Origin of the sequence: Streptomyces sp. NPDC046805, from assembly GCF_040645355.1 — a bacterium.
Taxonomy (GTDB): Bacteria; Actinomycetota; Actinomycetes; order Streptomycetales; family Streptomycetaceae; genus Streptomyces.
Map to the genome: position 1 here is coordinate 1 of NZ_JBEYYC010000090.1, position 1307 is coordinate 1307.

Annotated in this window: 1 protein-coding gene; it reads left to right on the top strand. The window is 68.0% G+C overall.

The window, feature by feature from the left end; genetic code table 11:
• The first annotated feature begins 137 nt into the window (after positions 1-137).
• Positions 138-1268, top strand: coding sequence for an IS30 family transposase (locus tag ABZ910_RS36290; RefSeq protein ID WP_361373701.1), 1131 nt, complete (start codon positions 138-140; stop codon positions 1266-1268).
• Positions 1269-1307 lie beyond the last annotated feature (39 nt).

The following is a 1307-nucleotide window of genomic DNA, read 5'->3' on the forward strand; positions in this document are numbered from 1 at the left end:
CTTGAGTTCTTGTGGTCGTCGCAACACCCCAGCTGGGGAGTGCGATGGACTTCGAGATCCGGGACCGGTCAGTCAACCGGGGCCGTCGTAGATTGACCGAGGAGCGGCGCGTCTACCTTCAGCTCGTGCAACAGGGTATGAGCAGTCGGGAAGCGTGCCGGATCGTCGGGATCAACCTCCGGACGGGGAAGCGGTGGCGTAACGGCCGTGCCCCGTCCGGCAGTGAGGTGGGGGCGCTGCCGATCACCGCGGTGGCACCCGTCTCCGGTCCCAGCCGCTTCCTGCGTGAGAACGACCGGGTCCGCATCGCCGACCGGCTGCGGGAGAAGGCGTCCATTCGGCAGATCGCCGCCGAGCTGGGCCGCAGCCCGTCCACCATCAGTCGGGAGATCCGCCGCAACCGGACCGTTGACCCGCGCGGCCGGTGGCACTACCGCCCCCATGCGGCCCAGGCCCGGGCCGAAGCACGCCGGCCCCGGCCCAAGCCGGGGAAGATAGGCCAGAACCGGGAACTGCGGGATTTCATCCAGGCTCACCTCGGTCTGCGCTGGAGCCCCGAACAGATCTGCCGCGTGCTGCGCAGGCGCTTTCCCGACCGGCCGGAGATGCACGTGGCCCACGAGACGATCTATCAGGCCCTCTACATCCAGGGCCGCGGTGAACTGCGTCGCGAACTGGCCCGCGCTCTGCGCACCGGACGCACCATGCGCAAGCCCCGCCGCCAGGCCCAGCAACGCCAGAAGCGGTTCTCCACCCCCATGGTGATGATCAGTGAGCGTCCAGCCGAGGCAGCCGACCGGGCCGTGCCCGGCCACTGGGAAGGCGACCTGATCATCGGCAAGGACAACGCCTCCGCCATCGGCACCCTGGTCGAACGGGCCACCCGCTACGTGATGCTGCTGCACCTTCCCCACGGTCGCGGCGCGGAACACGTCCGCAATGCACTGGTGGACACCGTCACGACACTGCCCGCACACCTGGTGCGGTCGCTGACCTGGGACCAGGGCATCGAGATGGCCTCCCACGGCTCCTTCACCCTCACGACCAACGTCCCGGTCTACTTCTGCGACCCGGCCAGCCCATGGCAGCGCGGCTCGAACGAGAACACCAACGGCCTGCTACGGCAGTACTTCCCCAAGGCCACCGATCTCGCAGTCCACACCCGCGACCACCTCGACGCAGTCGCCGCCGAACTCAACAGCCGCCCTCGCAAAACGCTCGACTGGGAAACCCCAGCCGAGCGCCTGCATAAACTACTCACGGCCTGATCAAACAACCGCGTGTTGCAACGACCCCTTGAATCCGCC

Bases quoted from the DNA above. Each gene is read 5' to 3' on its own strand.
- ABZ910_RS36290 (WP_361373701.1), top strand. From the start codon at position 138: ATGAGCAGTCGGGAAGCGTGCCGGATCGTCGGGATCAACCTCCGGACG.